Raw genomic sequence first — 15,617 nt, 5'->3', positions numbered from 1 at the left:
TCAGCGACCACCGATCAGAGATGTGTATAACGCAATGACTTTACCGGGGTCGTGAGCCTGGGCTTGGTTCTCAACTTATTCTTGATGCGCCCGATGGCGCTTGGTGAAACATATACGTCTCTGGGCATGGTATTGGCGGTTCCGCTTGTATACCTTCATATATGGCACAACACAAAACGGACCCGTTATTCGAATGCCGTGATCCGATGGGACATTGCCTCGCTGCTGAGCCTGCTAGGTGTGTATTGGGTGTACATTTGTCCGATCTCGATAGTTTTCGAAATGTCGCAACTCGACTGGGTATTAAAAGAGTTCGTCACCACTCTCATGATCGCGCTTGTCTATGGCATGTTTCTTATCGATGTGGAAGCCAACCGCAGATTCTTTAGGACTTTGTGTACGGTTATTTCCGTGCTCGGTCTTTCCAGTGTCATTACTGTCGTATTGACGGCAATACTCGGTAGCAAGGATGCGTTGTTTCTTTTCTCGTTGAACGTGAAAGGATATACCGAGATCACCCTGCACCAGGAGACATCGACAGGCGCTATCTATTTTCCCTTTTCAATGCTCTACGGCGATTACGTGTCGGGCACCGTCAAGCTCGACCGATATTGTGCCTTCTTCCGCGAAGCGGGCATCTATCAGGCAGTTGCATGTTTTTGCCTTGCGTATGAAGCGTTCACGCGACGGTCCAAACTTGTTATGTTTGGGCTTGTTGGCGGGACGATCTGTGCGTTTTCGTCTCTAGGGATCGCTCTGCTTGCAATGAGCATTGGAACCATCTTTCTATTCTCGGGTTCGCGAGTCGCGTCATGGCGTGTAGTGATCACAGCGGTCATGATTGGGCTAGTGTACCCAGTGTCGATGTACACGCCTTATATCGGACTGGAAGACAAGGCACTCACGCACGGCGCCTCACTCTCCGACCGCTCGAGTTCAATCGAGCGGGGTCTCCAGGATGTGCGGCGCAATCCATTTGGCAATGGCCTTTATTCGAGCCTTGGCAAGAACGATGGGATCTGCCTGCTCGCGGAGCTGGGAATGATCGGACTGTTTGGTTTCGCGTGCAAGGTCCTGCTTCTCTCCGGATTGAGACTGGGCCCTGGTCTGAACTGGAAGAAAGTCGCGACTTGCGCGCCATTGTTGATCACGGCGCTCGTGTCGCAGCCAATCGCAGGAGCGCCGGTTATGCTTGTGATCGGCATGGCGTTTGTTCCACGCGTCGTCAATCGAAAGGGTCGCGTAGTGCATCGCCTGAAGAAGCCTGGCATGTCCGCGGCGCTTGCAGCTAAACAAACGTCATTGGAACTGCCTTTGCCGGCGTCTACGATGGTTAATCAGTGATCGCACCATTTATTTGACGACGTTCTGCCCGACTGCGCTGCGCTTTGAGAGGCGCAGCGGCGTTGGGCAATCAATAATCGTATTTCCAGAAACCGAGCTTTCCGCTACTGCGTTGATGCCTTGTGCAAATCCTGAAATGTAGTTGCCGGTAATGATCGTGTCGGTGGTCCCGGGGTCAGGCAGCAGGATGCCAGTGTTACCGCCGCGAGTCGTGGATCCTTGCACATGATTATTGGCAATGACCGCCCGGGTGACCGCCCGCACGTCGTGACTGACGCTCGGATCCACGCCGAATTGAATCCCATTGTTCGCCCCCATCGCGGTCACCACGTTCCCGGTTATGGTGATCGCGCCGCTCGCATCTTCGACATGAAGCGTACCATTCGCGCTCGCGCTGTTCGAAGCGACCGTGTTGCCGCGAATGACGAGATCCGTCACGTGCGCTACATTGAGCGGCAGATCGAGCTGCAGGCTGCCAGGCGCGATCGTATTTCCTTCAATGACAACGTTGGAGCACATGATATGAGGCGTGTTGACGCCGATGCTCGCGTCCACGCAGCTGTTGCCGCTGATGTGCAGATGCCGGGATGGTTTGCCCAGCGGGTTCTCCCTGACCCGCCTTTCCATGCCGTCTTGATTGTTGATTTGAACCCCATATGAGCATTTTTCAAACAGATTGTCCTGTACATACAGACCGTTGAGCCCGGTGCCGAGGAACCACGGGCCAAAGATGTTTGACTGTAACTTCGACGCTTCCGTTGTACGCGAGAAGACACGGTTTCGAAAGAAACGCTGGTTGGAAGCGTCGTTGACCGCGTTGAGCACGCCCTGCATTGTGTCCTTGCCGATGTTGGAGAGATCAAAGACCACCTCCGTGACAAACGTATCGGATCCACCCCATTCAAAGGCGCAACTCGCTTTCGCACTGTCGACTTTACAAGTCAGGATCGCCCCTTCACCGACAGTCGTGACATCGCGAGCGTAGATGCTTCCCTTGACAAGATAAGTGCGTCCACGCAAGAACACCGTGCGAAGCGAAGTGCCCCGGACGTGCGCATACATAGCATTCAACGCGGCGGTGTCGTCAGATACACCGTCTCCTTTCGCGCCGAAACTCATCGGCGTGACAATGGAAGCGTTTCGCACGGCCACTTCGTGGGAAAACGTTCCGGTTTGCGGCGTTCGTGTTGCCGCATGCGCAATGTGCCGAGTCGCGAGGAACATGCCGCTCAGCACGGCGTTGGTACAAAAAAGGCGGCGTGGGTTTCGTGGACGCTTCATTGAGAGACATTGACAAGACAGGACGTTCGCGGGCGTTCGATTATGCGATGAATATGCAGCCGATTGTAGTTAATCCTCCAACAATCTCTACTCTTCAAAGCGCTCGAATTTGTCTTACATGGACAAGTCGCCAATCAAAGTTGTTGCTCTCTGTCCACTTGCAACTAGAGTTGAAGCCTGACGATCGCGAATTTTCAGCATGATCACCGTTTCGGGTTAGCCGCACGTTCAATCCAAGCGGCGCGCGGCGCATCCAGCATGATTGTGTGAGCGGTATGGGGCACCATCGACAGCCTCAAGCCTTTTATGGTGAGTAGGCGCGCAGTGTCATGCGGGCCAGCATCCATGCTGTGAATGGGATTTGCTCAATGATGAGTGACGCGCTTGCCCGGCCGCGCGGCGATTTCGCGTGCGAGTTCCACGAACGCGCTCAACACCGCAGGCGGCGATGGGTTCGTCCATGCGAGCTGTAACTCGCTCACCGCCTGGCGTTCGCGAAGCGGCCGGTACACCACGTTATCCATGTGCACGTGCTGCACCGAGGCGGGCACCAGCGCAATGCCGAAACCCGAGCTGACAAGTCCGAGCGATGCATAGATCTGCCCCATTTCGAATAACGGCGATGGCGAAAAGCCGCCCAGCGCGCAGAGTTGATTGATGATCGCGTGATAGTCAGGCGCGACATCCTTGCGGTAGTTGATCACGCGCATGCTCGCGCAATCGACGATCGAAATGGTGCGTTCAGTGGCAAGCGGATTATCTTTCGCCAAGGCAACGACGAACGGCTCACGCAGGATCATCGTGGATCTTAGTTCCGTGTCGGGCGGCACGGCGCGCACGAACGCGACATCGACTTCACCGCGCGCAAGCGCGTTGAACTGCTCCGCGGCCGTGAACCAGCGCAACTCAACAGATACATCAGGAAAGCTCTGCTGGAACTCGCGAATGAGCGCAGGCAACAGCGTGTACGCGATGTGTTCGAAGAAGCCGACCGCAAGTCGCCCAATCTCACCGCGCGCCGCGCGTTGTGAGTCAATGACGGCAGCATCTGCCGATGCCAGGATGCGCTGGGCGCGGTCCGCAAACACCATTCCCGCCGACGACAATGTCACACGCTTGCCCCGCCGGTCGAATAGTTCCACGCCGAGTTCATCTTCGAGTTCACGAATCTGCCGACTCAGCGGCGGCTGCGCCATATGCAGATGCGCGGCGGCTTTGGTGAAGTTCAGGGTTTGCGCGACAGCCAGGAAATAGCGCAGATGACGAAGTTCCATGTCATACCTTTAAGGTACTGAAAACGAACTTATTATATCTTTTACAACACTTCCCGATGCCGCTACGATCCGGCTTGAAAGAGACCAACTCAGGAGAGATTCATCATGAAGCTCAGTGATGTACAACTGACCGCGTATGCGCGCGACGGCTTTGTCGTGCTGCCGTCGTTGCTGTCCGACGTTGAAGTTCAGGAGATGAAGCGCGATCTGAAACGCATCCAGCAAATCGATACCGACCATCTGGTTCGCGAAAAAACCGGTGGCATTGCGAAGACGATCTACAAGGTGCATGAAACAGAGAGTCCAACGGCGTCGCCCGTGTTTCATGCAGTGTCGCGCGCGCCGCGACTGCTCGAACCGGCACAACAGTTGTTGGATGATCCGGCGCTCTACATTCATCACACGAAGTGCAATCTGAAAACCGCAATCGATGGGTCTGTATGGCAATGGCATCAGGACTTCGGAACATGGCACATAGACGGTGTGCCAAACCCGGCGATGACCACCGCGCTAGTCATGCTGGATGAACCCACTGAAATGGGGGGCTGTCTGTATTTCATTCCAGGAAGCCACAAGCTCGGCTCGCTGCAACCCGCTTTCGACGACGCGACTGGATACCGCTTTTACGTCGTGCCAAAGCCGAAAATGCTCGAAGTTTTATCAACTCATCCGAAAGCGGTACCGATCATCGGCGCGCCGGGAACGGTCGTATTTTTCGATGCCAATATCGTGCATTCGTCTGGCCATAATCTTTCGGGGGACGACCGCTGGCAGGCATATATCGTGTACAACCAGGTCGCAAATCGTCCCGCCGACGTGGAGAAGCCACGCCCGGATTATGTGCGTTCGACTAACTTCGTGCCATTGCAACTAGGTAGCGACGACATTCTGAACCATCCGCACTCGCCATAACCCGTTTTGGGGCTGCGAAGGTCTAAGCGAACTTGCCAGCACAAGTCGACATCTGCAAGAATTTTTTCACCGAGCTGGGTCGACGGTGTCTGCACTGACTTAAGCCGACGCACGCCATGCGCAATAGGTTATGCCGCTCGCAAAGCATTATCGACTGCGTTGAGCAACGCTTCCGGCCCGACCGGCTTTCGTAGAATGATGGCATTGCCAATTTCATCCAGCGCGAGCGTATCTGCGTAGCCGCTCACGAATATGATCGGAAGCGAAGGTTGCTTCAGGCGAGCAAGGCGCGCGACTTGCACCCCGTTCAGCCCCGGCATGATGAAGTCGATGACAGCCAGCACCGGTTTGATCTCGTCGAGCACGCGTAGTCCGTCCGCGCCGTTTTCTGCTTCGGTCACGTCGTAACCGGCGCTACGGAACATTTCCGCGAGCGCAATACGTACATGGTCGTCGTCGTCGATCACAAGAAGTGGCCCAGGGCGCGATGTTGCGAGAACAGGTGGCGCACCCGGTTCGAGAGTACGCGGCCCCGCTGTTGCCCGCTCGGCAGTGAGCGGCAACAGCAGATCAATCGTGGTGCCCCCTCCCGGCGCGCTTCGAATGCGCAGATCGCCACCACACTGCTTCACCACCCCGTACACTTGCGCCAAGCCGAGGCCCGTGCCCCTGCCACGCTCTTTCGTGGTGAAAAACGGGTCGATCGCCCGCTCGATGACCTCGGGCGTCATGCCCACGCCGCTGTCGCTCACGCGGATCATGGCAAAGCCTGCATCGCCTGGGTCGTGACGTGGCGAAGTGTTGTCCAGTGTAAGGATGCTGAACGTGCCGCCGGCAGGCATGGCATCGCGCGCATTGAGCGCGAGATTCAAGATGGCGAGGTGAAGCTGGTCGGCATCGGCGCGGATCCAGGCACCGGGCGCGAGCAACTCGATGTCGATCGCAACTGTTGGTCCAAACGCATGATCCAGCAAACCTCGCGCATCTTGCACGACCGCGTCGAGTTCGACTGGCCGCATGTCGAGCCGCTGCGTACGTGAAAACGCGAGCAATTGGGCGGTCAGTTTCGTTCCACGCTGAGTGGCGACTACAGCATTGTCCACGTAGGTACGTGCTGGATGCTCTGCACCCAGCCGGCTTCTGGCAAGGTGGAGGTTGCCCGAGACAGCCATGAGCAAGTTGTTGAAATCGTGCGCGATACCGCCGGTTAATTGCCCCACCGCCTCCAGCCTTTGCGCGCCGTACATTGCAGATTCGGCCTTTGCGCGCTCGGCGCTCTCATGATTGAGTGCCGCCGCCTGCTCGGCAAGGCGGGCGGTGAGACTGTCTGCAGTCTGCTGCTTCAGTCGATCTGACAACTCGCGTTCGAGGTCGAGCGTGTCAAGCGTCTTGCCGTCGTGCAAGATCAGCGCAATCAAAGGGGCAATCGTGATCATGACAAGCAGTGCCATCGCGACGGCCGTCCCTAGCCTGCCACTGTGCATGGCTTCTAGCAGCGCACCGCCCACGACTGGCGGCAGCAGCGTGAATGCAAGCTGATGCCGGGTTGCCGCGCCGCCCGTGCGCGAAGATGCAATCATCCGCGCCCAGCCGTGGTCTGCTTGCGCAAACACCGTGGCGAGTCCAAGCGCGAATAGCGCGGCGGCAGTGTGGACCGCCATCGTGTTGAAAAGAAAGAGCGCGTAGAGGTCTCGAACGCCGTGCGGGTCTCGAATGCCGTACGCGTAGCCTAGCAGCGCCGTGCCTGAGAGCAACAACGCTGCACTCGCGAGCATATCGGCCAGGAGATGCCGTCGCAGGAGCCGCTGATTTTGCGCGAGCCCGACAAGCGCAATTGCGATCGCGGTAGCGATCGATGTACGCCCACTCTGCCCCGGCGGCAGGCCAAAAACAGCGTGTGCCAGGTTTGGACTGATGACGTCTCGCCCGAAAGCCGCATGGGAAGCCAGTGCGGCAATGGCGGCCAGGAGTGCAGCCCAGCCGGCGACCAACGCTGCCCGGTGCCGGACGAAGAACGCAAGGGCGGCGCATCCTATACCGAGGGCCGTCAACAGCGACATGCCCTGCAACGAAGGTGCGAACGTAATGAGCAGCGCAGAGTGGGTGACATACCCAATGAAGACAGCTGAGACGACCAACAGCGTCAGCGCGGCTAGAACCTGCGCGGATCGGGTCATCATTCTGACGTATATAAGGTTCACCGGCTTTTCGTTATCAGCGTTACGGGAATCAAAAGCTACCGACACGGATGGCTATCCAAGGGCGCCATGCACCCAGCCGTGAGTTCGTATGTAGCAACGATAAAAACCCACTTGTGCGAACACGCGATTCACTTGGGCGGTAACGCCTCCATCAATTCAAATATCTTGCTGATCGGCACCGGCTTTGCAAAATAGTAGTCGAAACCGGCTTCGATCGCTTCCTTATGAAATTCAGCCGTCGTGTACCCGCTTAAGGCAATCAATGTCAGCGGCTCGTTATTGAATCGTTCCCGCAAACTGATCGCAACATCGAAACCAGACATGTCCGGCAACCCGATATCGACTATTGCAAATGTTGGTCGAAATCCCGCATCCAGGCTCAGCGCGGCTTTCCCACTAAGGGCGATGCGACATTCGTGACCATTCATGTTCAACAATGCTTCCAGTGAACTGAGCGAGTCTTCGTTGTCATCCACGAGCAGCACTCTCTGCGGTTGCCCTCCGTATGTTGATGCGAAGTGGTCCGGTACGTCGGGCGCAAGGTTGTGAACACGCGGCAACTCGACTACAAAGGCGCTGCCCTGCCCAATGCCCGCGCTATGTACCCGCACGGTGCCACCATGATCGCTCACCAGGCGCTGCACGACCGTCAGCCCGATGCCGAGGCCGGCTTCCTGACGCCCAAGGCCCATGGACGCTTGAGCAAACAAATCGAACACGCGCGGAAGCATGTTGGCATCGATGCCGATTCCTCGGTCAACGATCTCCACGCGCACGCTATGGTCGTCGAAATCGACTCGAATGGTGATCGCATCCGCTTGTGACGTATAGCGCGCAGCGTTGTGAATGATGTTGCCGAACACTTGCTTCAACCTGCCGACATCGACCCGGACCATGACAGGCTCAGGCGGATACTCGGTGATTACGCGATGTCCATGGCGTGCCACCTCAGCAGCAGTCATTTCTACTGCTCCATCGATCAGCGTATCAACACGCGAAATTTCAGTCCTCAACTCGACCTTGCCGCGTGTAAGCCGAGATACATCAAGGAGGTCGTTGACCATGTGGGAAAGATGCTGCGTCTGGCGGCCGATCACCGCCAGGGTCTTTGTCTGATTCGCGCTGAGCGGCTCGGCGCTGCGCTGCGCGACTTCAAGCGATAACGAGATTGCCGAGAGCGGATTGCGCAACTCGTGCGCGAGCATGGCAAGAAACTCGTTCTTGCGAGCATCCGCATCTTCAAGCTCGGCCTTGTTGCGGCGCAGTTCCTCGAGCGCAAGGAGCATCTCACGATTCTGCCGCTCGAGCTCCTCGACAGGCGTCTGTGCCTTCCTGCGCATCAGCTGCTCGACCAATCGATTCAACTGGATGGTGGTAAGTCGAGGCGTATCGCGAGGAAGGAACATTTCCAACGATACCGTCGTCCCCTGACCCGGTTGCGAATGGATAAAGAATCCATCGGCCATACGTCGGCTGCCCGGAATCCCGATGGTCGACGTCCTTTCGGGGCGTGCCCCCTCGGCAAGCAGTTCGTCGATGTTCGTAATACCCGGCCCTTTGTCCGAAATCTGCGCCACCACGCACTGCATGTTGATTGCTTCGCTGGCGTCGCCGACAAGGAATGTCAGCGTACCTCCACCAGCAAACTGCACGGCATTGCGTGCGATTTCAGAGATAGCCGTGATGAACCGCGTGCGTTGCAGATTGTCGAGCCCGAATAGTTCGCCCACCTGGCGCGACCGGTCGCGGATCGCGACGAGGCTCAGATTGGTGCTGATCGGCGTGGAAAGAATTCGATGAAGCATCTCAAACCGCCTTGACGACGACAACGGTCGCATCGTCCGTGTCGCGCGCGAAGTCGCGATGCAGGACTGCGGCAATCAGGCTTGGATGATGTTGAATCAGACCGGGATGGCGGTTCAGGTTCCAGCGGGTCGACAAGCCATCCGTTGTCAGGATGATGACGCTTCGGGGCGTCCAATCGATCGAAGACTGGCGGACAAGGCGCATGTTCTAGCCTACTGTTCCATCGGTGGAAAGCAGATGCTGAATGCTTTCGCCAGAAGCCACGATCCCCACGATATTGCCTACTCCGGCAAACTTGATCGAGCCGGCTGATGTATCGATTTGCACCACCGCCATCACAGCGCCGCGAGTCGATTTGAGGGCTTCATGCGAGCGACGGAGAATGCTTTCCGGAGTGTCGTTCCGGTCGGACTGACGGAAGATGTCCACTGCACAACTTGATGCAACGGACGCGAGGGGACCATGACCCAGGCCATCCAGAAGTACTGCGCGCATTAGACCGCCCCGCTCGTCGGCCCCCCAGGCGTCACCGCAAATTTCCTGGCCAGCCTTCGGAGTCGACCGTGCCCCGACGGCATGTGACGACGTGTCGGCCGCATGCGATTTCGAGTTCTGGATGCGTGCCAGGACGGCGGTGCCGGCCCCTGCAACGGAATAGATGTCGAACAAGTGCGAGTGACGCGACATTGTGCCGAATCCCGCACCCAGACTACCGCCTGTCGAGAATCCGTCACGCCGGGCCGCGTCGAGGTTCGCGATACCTGGCCCACGGTCGAGAGCGAGCAATTCGAGGCCCAGGACGTCGCCGCTTGCATAGCGCCGCAGCAGGATCTCACCGCTCCCGGCGTACTTGATGATGTTGGTTGCGGCCTCGGTTGCGACCAGCGCGGCGTCAGCCTGATAACGCTCGGAAAATCCGAGGCTTTGCGCAAGCTTGATCGTTGCGCGCCGCGCTTGCGCCACCCCGCTTTGATCCGTGAGACTCAGCGCCTCTTCCATTGCGTAATGCTCACTCTAGTGCCGCCATTGACGGTCGATGTTATTTCGAATTCGTTGACCAGGCGGCGCGCGCCCCCTAGGAGTCTGCGCGGCAGAACGATATGTCATCCAAATGGATGGGGTAAACGTTGTTGAATGATGACGACCAGCTATCTCCCCTACAATCCGCAGCAGCAGATGCTTCTGCCTCAGGCCCTGCAGGAGTGGCTTCCTGAAGGGCATCTTGCCTATTTCATTAGCGATACGGTTGATACGCTGGACCTGAGCGCATTTCACGCTCGGTATGCCGGTGGCGGGTCACGCAATCAGCCGTTTCATCCGTTGATGATGGTCAAGGTGCTGATGTACGGCTATGCGACGGGCGTATTCTCGTCGCGCAAACTGGCCAGGAAACTGCATGAGGACGTCGCGTTTCGTGTTCTGGCGGCGAACAATTTTCCGGCGCACCGAACCCTCTGTGATTTCCGTGCGTTGCATCTGAAGGCATTGTCCGATCTGTTCGTTCAGGTGGTGAAGTTGGCGCAGGAATGTGGACTGGTCAAGCTGGGGACCATCGCCGTCGATGGCACTAAGATCAAGGCCAACGCCTCGCGCCACAAGGCGATGAGCTTTGAGCGCATGCAGAAGGCGCAATTGGAACTGAAGGCGCAAATCGATGCCTTGCTGGCCCAGGCGCAGGCGACCGACGATCGCGAGAAGAACGAGCTGGAGCTGGACATTCCGGCCGAGATCAAGCGGCGCGAAGATCGGCTCGCCGTGATTGCGGCTGCGCGCGCACGGCTGGAAGAACGCCAGCGCGAAGCGGACACTGCACGCGGACGTTCATCCGACGATGACACCCCGCCGGGTGGCGCAGGCAAGCCAAAGAAGAAGTCCCGCTTCAAATACAAATTTGGCGAACCGAAGCCGACGGCGCAGGAGAATTTCACGGATCCGGACAGCCGGATTATGCCGCGTGCCGGCGGTGGCTTCGACTACAGCTACAACGCCCAGGCTGCGGTGGACGACACGGCGCACATCATCGTCGCGGCCGAACTGACCAACAGCGCCGCCGACAGCCGTCAATTGCCGGGCGTGCTCGCGGCGCTCAAGCACAACACCGGAGCCGATCCGCGCCAGGTTCTCGCCGATGCTGGCTATTGCTCGGAGGACGTGTTTGAGGCGCTGCGCGAGCACCCCGCCGAGTTGATCGTCGCTCTTGGAAAGGAAGGAAAGGAGAACGTAGCAATTGATCCGAAGAAACGGCCGCTGTGCGCCGCGATGGCAGAACGATTTAAGTCAATGGCCACGCAGGAGGCTTACCGTCGGCGAAAATGGTTGTCCGAACCGCCCAACGGTTGGGTGAAACAAGTTCTGGGGTTCCGACAATTCAGCATGCGCGGTCTGACCAAGGCCCAGGCCGAATGGAAACTCGTCTGCGCTGCGCTCAACCTGCGAAGAATGGCCAATATGATGGCTGCATAAGCGTGCCAAAGCGGCGATTGCTTCAACGTTCGGATCGAAACGTGATCAAATCGGCCGCATCGCTCGCCGTCCCCGGGTGAAAATCGGCGGCGCTCACACGTATGCATTCGATGTCAGTCGCTCACCATCCCAATTTCTATCTGCCGCGCAGACTCCTAGTCCCAGCCCCATGCTTTTCGCCGTGCTGTAACCGTCTTCCAGCGCCCGTTCGATATCCGGGATCCCTGGCCCCTCGTCCGCAAACACGAGCTTGATTCCGGTGCGCCCGTCGCGTTCGACCTCGGTGATCGTGACCGTGCCCCCTTTGCCGTGTACAAGCGTATTGCGCGCAAGCTCGCTCGCCGCTGTGACGAACTTGGTTCGTTCGAGCGTCCCGAAAGCAAGTTTTATTGCGAGTTCCTGTATGAATTTACGCGCACCGTTGACCTGGTCGGACGTGCGTATTTCAAGAACGGCAGGGCTCAGTGCAATTATGAGGATTCTCCCGTCCCGTCCGACGCGTCGAGCGCCCGCCGCAGCAGCGCCATGCCCTTGTCAACGTCGAGCGCCGTGCGAATTCCTTTTAACGACATGCCGAGTTCGACCAGCGTGATCGCCACGGCCGGGCGCATGCCGACAAGGACCGTGGTGGCGTCCAGCACGCGCGCCATGGCAGCAATATGCCCCAGCGTCCGTCCGATAAAGGAGTCGACGATCTCGAGCGCAGAGATGTCGATCAGCACACCGCGCGCCCTCGTCTTTTCGATGCGCGAGGTCAGGTCGTCCTGCAGATTCAATACCAACTCGTCGTGTAGCTCGACCTGAATCGATACCAGCAGGAAGTCGCCGAGCTTGAGAACCGGAATTTGCTCCATACTTATTCGCCTGTCTTGACGCTGCCCAGCTTGCCGACTACCAAACCTACCCTGCGCAACGCGATCTTGAGCGCTTCGGCCAAGGTGGCCTTGGTCACGACATCGCCAAGATCGACACCCAGGTGCACGATCGTTTGTGCGATCTGCGGTCGAATGCCGCTGATGATGCACTCTGCGCCCATCAGCCGCGCGGCGGCGACGGTCTTGAGCAGGTGCTGCGCGACCAGCGTGTCAACGGTCGGTACGCCCGTGATGTCGATGATCGCAATCGCGGCTTCGTTCTCAACGATCGAATCGAGCAGGCTCTCCATCACGACCTGGGTGCGCTCGCTGTCGAGCGTGCCAATCAGCGGCAATGCAACGATTGAATCCCACAGCTTGACGACTGGCGTAGTGAGATCGAGCAATTCCTGCTGCTGCCGCTCGATGATCTGTTGACGGCTCTTCTGATATTCGGAGATCGTGACGAGACCCAGCTTGTCCATCATCTGCGTCAGCTTCCAGAACTCGTCGTTCAGACGATCGACGTCCTCGCCCGAATCGCGCAAGCCGTCAAACAACGGCTTTTTCAGCGAGAAAATGAAGGTTGCGGTTTCTTCCGGGGAAAACCCTTGCACCACACGTTCTCGCGAAAATCTCGAAAGATGGGCTTTGACGTCGTCCCAATGCGCACCGCTAAGCTGCTCGTCGTATCCATTTTTTACTGCATTTGCCAATACCGACAGGAATGCCCGCGATGCCTCCTTGACGTCTGCCTCTGACAACGCACCCTGGCGCGTTTCGCCGGAAAGTTGCTCCGCTACCCAGCTTGAAAGAATTTTTGCTTCGTCTTTTTCGAAAATGCCTGCTAACCCTGCGTGCTTACTCAAGTCACTCTCCTAATCTTGTTTTGCGGATTTTTTCAGAATGTGATTATATGGGACATCTCCTCGGACCCCAATTTAAGGCGGTCGGGCGCCGTAGCTCCCTGCATACACGGGATTCAACGCCGCGGGCGGGACCGCATTGACCGCTCGCATTGACGAAGGCAGCAGCGCCAATGTGACGCTCAACGTCGGCATTCCTTCTTGTCGGGAAGGGCAGTTCAAACAAGCGCCGGCGGCTTCGTCTTGCGCTTTCATTCGTCGCGGGTTCGCCCCTGCACGGCCGATTGCGCCCCTTCTTCAGGCGACGGCTGTGAAGTCGACATGAGACGACTATGTGGAGATAGGGCTCGCTGCGGCGCCGGTTGGCAAAACCGTCTCCGATAATCGGATGGCGTAAGTCCCATGACCTTGCGGAACACGCGACGAAACCCAGTGGCGTCACCGTAGCCAAGACTCCAGGATATGTCTTCAACGGAAGCTTGCGAGAACTCAAGCATTTCGCGGGCTCGAGTAATCCGCAGCCGCTGCTGATACTTATTTGGCTTCATACCGGTGGCTGCAGCGAAACGACGCAGAAATGTCCGCTGCTCGAGTTCTGCATGCCGTGCCAGGTCAGCAACGCTGACGTGACGCTCGCGTTGAGTGAGAAGCCATAGCTGTGCCTTCAATATTGCTCTGTCCCCATGTTTCGTTTTTGGATCGAACTCGCAATAGAAACGTTGCTCGCGTCCAGGAGGATCGACGAGCATAAAACGCGCTGTCTCCAACATGACTGCTGTACCCAGGAATCTTTCAGTGAGTCTCAGCCCGAGGTCCGCCCAGGCGAGCACGCCTCCGGCCGTGACTACGTCTCCATTGTCAATGACCATGTGATCGGTTTCCGTTAAGACGTCAGGAAACTGCTCAGCAAATACTTCATTGAAGGACCAGTGCGTCGTCGCTTGCCGGCCAGCAAGAAGCCCCGTTCTTGCCAAGATGAAGACACCACCACATACCGCTGCGAGGACCACCCCTTCAGCATGTTTTTCACGAAGCCAATGCAACAGCGGGCTAATTCGTCCGGTCTTTTCCGGAGCTTGCACGTTTCCCGGAATCACCAGCAGTGACAGCGTATGAGTTGAACTCGGGCAACTGTCGTATGCACAGCGGACCTCAGTTGCGTCCTCGTCGTCCGCCCGCCAGTGCGTAATGCGGACAGCTGACCCTGCACAGCCGCCATGCCGTTTCGCAGCGAACTCGCCAGCATAGGTGAACAAGTCTGTCAGACCATAGATACCTGTGTTCGATGTACCCGCATCGCAAGCAAGTCCAATCTCAACCCAGGGACTCGAAGTCAGTGCCGTTTTTGCCATGTTTTCTGTCATTTTCGTCCGTTGTGTTGTTGAGGCACGCCGAATACCCTGACGACGGCAGACCAGATTTCAACAAAAAGCGAGGCGTGGGCAGCGCGGCTGGTGCGCCCAGATGCTTGGGCCAACGCTGTCGTCCACTTTACGACTCAATGCTTAGTACCCAGCTTCTTGAAGTAGCGTCTGCGCTTGAACAACAGTTATCTCTTCGTCAACACCGTTTTTCAAGGATACGAAATGGAAGCGAATTCTGGAAGTTCATACATCACGACCGCAGACGGAACGCAAATCTTCTACAAGGACTGGGGCACAGGCGATCCATTGGTCTTTCATCACGGATGGCCTCTTTCCGCAGATGATTGGGACGCGCAGCTCATGTTTTTCCTGGACCATGGATACCGGGTAATCGCTCACGATCGCCGAGGTCATGGCCGGTCCACCCAAACCATTCGTGGTAACGACATGGACACCTACGCGGCAGACGTCGCCGAGCTTGCCAAGGCGCTCGACCTTAAGAACGCGGTGCATATCGGTCATTCAACAGGCGGAGGCGAAGTGACACGGGATGTCGCCCGACACGGCACCGGAAACGGTCGCGTAGCGAAGGCGGTGCTGATCAGCGCAATTCCGCCACTTTTCATTCAATCGGAAAAGAACCCTGATGGCGTTCCACGGCAAGTTGTCGACGAGATACGCAATGGCACGGCGAATCATCGATCGCAGTTTTACCAGGACATCACGATTCCGTTCTATGGTTTCAACCGGCCTGGCGCTTTGGTGTCCGAAGGAATCCGCGAGAACTGGTGGCGGCAGGGCATGATGGGCGGTATCAAGGCTCAATACGATTGCGTCAAGGTACTGTCGGAAACCGAGTTTTACGACGATCTGGCAATAATCAATGTCCCAGTACTTGTGATGCACGGCGAGGACGATCAGATCTGCCCGTTTCCGACCACGGGCGCAAAGTCGGTAAAGCTTTTGAAGCACGGGACACTTAAATCGTATCCAGGATTGCCGCACGGGATGCCGACCACCCATGCGGAGCAGATCAACGCCGACTTGCTCGCTTTTATCAGGTCCTGATTGGTGACGGTTGCCCCGCTCCCCTCACCGCTCGTCAAGGCAATATTGCCACCTCGTTGACCGGCGAAGCAGCGTACAGGAACGGCGTCGCCGACACTAAACAAACACGCCGTGACCCCGCCTTCGATCGAAGACTGGGTCACGGCGTTCCAGAATGACTTCCCTGCTGGGAAAGCACTGCTGC

General features: G+C 57.5%; 14 protein-coding genes. 4 read left to right on the top strand and 10 right to left on the bottom strand.

What is annotated here, in order from left to right:
• Window positions 1-282 precede the first annotated feature (282 nt).
• Window positions 283-1,344 (top strand): hypothetical protein, encoded by a 1,062-nt coding sequence (locus AX768_RS20195; protein ID WP_155524291.1) that lies wholly within the window; start codon window positions 283-285, stop codon window positions 1,342-1,344.
• A gap of 9 nt (window positions 1,345-1,353) precedes the next feature.
• Here AX768_RS20195 and AX768_RS20190 read toward each other — a convergent pair whose 3' ends face one another.
• Window positions 1,354-2,625 carry a glycosyl hydrolase family 28-related protein gene (locus AX768_RS20190; protein WP_144022212.1) on the bottom strand — a complete coding sequence of 424 codons (1,272 nt, stop codon included), beginning with the start codon at window positions 2,623-2,625 and terminating at the stop codon, window positions 1,354-1,356.
• Window positions 2,626-2,990: 365 nt separating this feature from the next.
• Window positions 2,991-3,899 carry a LysR family transcriptional regulator gene (locus AX768_RS20185; RefSeq protein ID WP_062001825.1) on the bottom strand — a complete coding sequence of 303 codons (909 nt, stop codon included), beginning with the start codon at window positions 3,897-3,899 and terminating at the stop codon, window positions 2,991-2,993.
• A gap of 105 nt (window positions 3,900-4,004) precedes the next feature.
• Here AX768_RS20185 and AX768_RS20180 point away from each other — a divergent pair, with 105 nt between their 5' ends.
• The gene (locus tag AX768_RS20180; protein ID WP_062001824.1) at window positions 4,005-4,811 is read left to right on the top strand and encodes a phytanoyl-CoA dioxygenase family protein; all 807 of its coding nucleotides are present in this window, start codon (window positions 4,005-4,007) and stop codon (window positions 4,809-4,811) included.
• A gap of 128 nt (window positions 4,812-4,939) precedes the next feature.
• Here AX768_RS20180 and AX768_RS20175 read toward each other — a convergent pair whose 3' ends face one another.
• From AX768_RS20175 to AX768_RS20165, 4 genes are all read right to left on the bottom strand, one after another.
• Window positions 4,940-6,991 carry an ATP-binding protein gene (locus AX768_RS20175; RefSeq protein WP_062001823.1) on the bottom strand — a complete coding sequence of 684 codons (2,052 nt, stop codon included), beginning with the start codon at window positions 6,989-6,991 and terminating at the stop codon, window positions 4,940-4,942.
• A gap of 149 nt (window positions 6,992-7,140) precedes the next feature.
• Window positions 7,141-8,589, bottom strand: coding sequence for an ATP-binding response regulator (locus AX768_RS20170; RefSeq protein ID WP_231941428.1), 1,449 nt, complete (start codon window positions 8,587-8,589; stop codon window positions 7,141-7,143).
• Between the two features lie 229 nt (window positions 8,590-8,818).
• Entirely contained in the window at window positions 8,819-9,022 is a 204-nt protein-coding gene (locus tag AX768_RS33805; RefSeq protein WP_231941427.1) for a hypothetical protein, read from the bottom strand.
• Window positions 9,023-9,025: 3 nt separating this feature from the next.
• Window positions 9,026-9,817 carry an ATP-binding SpoIIE family protein phosphatase gene (locus AX768_RS20165; protein WP_231941426.1) on the bottom strand — a complete coding sequence of 264 codons (792 nt, stop codon included), beginning with the start codon at window positions 9,815-9,817 and terminating at the stop codon, window positions 9,026-9,028.
• A 138-nt stretch (window positions 9,818-9,955) separates the two neighbouring features.
• Between AX768_RS20165 and AX768_RS20160 the strand changes: the two genes are divergently transcribed.
• Window positions 9,956-11,281, top strand: a complete 1,326-nt coding sequence (locus AX768_RS20160) for an IS1182 family transposase (RefSeq protein WP_062001021.1) — start codon at window positions 9,956-9,958, stop codon at window positions 11,279-11,281.
• Between the two features lie 93 nt (window positions 11,282-11,374).
• Here the strand turns inward: AX768_RS20160 and AX768_RS34285 are convergent, their stop codons facing one another.
• From AX768_RS34285 to AX768_RS20145, 4 genes are all read right to left on the bottom strand, one after another.
• Complete coding sequence (locus AX768_RS34285) at window positions 11,375-11,671, bottom strand: ATP-binding protein (RefSeq protein WP_335340476.1); 297 nt, start codon at window positions 11,669-11,671, stop codon at window positions 11,375-11,377.
• Between the two features lie 80 nt (window positions 11,672-11,751).
• Window positions 11,752-12,135, bottom strand: a complete 384-nt coding sequence (locus AX768_RS20155; RefSeq protein ID WP_062001821.1) for an STAS domain-containing protein — start codon at window positions 12,133-12,135, stop codon at window positions 11,752-11,754.
• Between the two features lie 2 nt (window positions 12,136-12,137).
• Window positions 12,138-13,004, bottom strand: a complete 867-nt coding sequence (locus AX768_RS20150) for an STAS domain-containing protein (RefSeq protein WP_062001820.1) — start codon at window positions 13,002-13,004, stop codon at window positions 12,138-12,140.
• A gap of 248 nt (window positions 13,005-13,252) precedes the next feature.
• Window positions 13,253-14,365: a GlxA family transcriptional regulator gene (locus AX768_RS20145; RefSeq protein WP_231941424.1), complete on the bottom strand. Its 1,113-nt coding sequence runs from the start codon at window positions 14,363-14,365 to the stop codon at window positions 13,253-13,255.
• 222 nt (window positions 14,366-14,587) lie between these two features.
• On the opposite strand from AX768_RS20145, the gene AX768_RS20140 reads away from it, so the two are divergent.
• Complete coding sequence (locus tag AX768_RS20140; protein ID WP_062002359.1) at window positions 14,588-15,433, top strand: alpha/beta fold hydrolase; 846 nt, start codon at window positions 14,588-14,590, stop codon at window positions 15,431-15,433.
• Window positions 15,434-15,617: the final 184 nt, after the last annotated feature.

The sequence above is a fragment of the Burkholderia sp. PAMC 28687 genome (assembly GCF_001577465.1).
GTDB lineage: Bacteria > Pseudomonadota > Gammaproteobacteria > Burkholderiales > Burkholderiaceae > Caballeronia.
Note: the sequence above shows the minus strand (reverse complement) of the source record. Positions and strands in the feature narration are given on the sequence as shown.